Raw genomic sequence first — 387 nt, forward strand, 5'->3', positions numbered from 1 at the left:
CATGATGGGCATCGTTGTGTTCGAGCTCAGCTGGGGCCTGCTGGGTGACCTGTTCGGCCGCCGCAAGCTGCTGTACGCCGGCGCGGCCGTGAGCATCGCGGGATCCGTCCTGGCGGCACTGGCAGTCAACACGGAAATGATGATCGCGGCCCAGGCCGTGGGCGGCATCGGCGCCGGCATCCTGTTTCCCATTTCGCTCTCCATGATCGCGGCCATCACCCCGGACCACCGGGCGCGGGCCAAGGTCATCGCCACCTGGGCCGGCTTCCTGTCGCTGGGCGCGGTCATCTCGCCCATGCTGGCGGGCCTGACGTCCCAGGCGTTCACTGTCCCGGGGCCCGCGGCGGGCGCACCTAACGCCTTTAGTGGCTGGCGGGTGGCCTACTA

1 protein-coding gene is annotated in these 387 nt (G+C 69.3%); it reads left to right on the forward strand.

Annotated features, from left to right (window positions below):
* Positions 1-387 (forward strand): MFS transporter (locus AC1DKD_RS42405; RefSeq protein ID WP_477144890.1); only part of this gene is annotated, 387 nt, incomplete at both ends.

The organism is Cupriavidus sp. 05T313 (assembly GCF_056396665.1).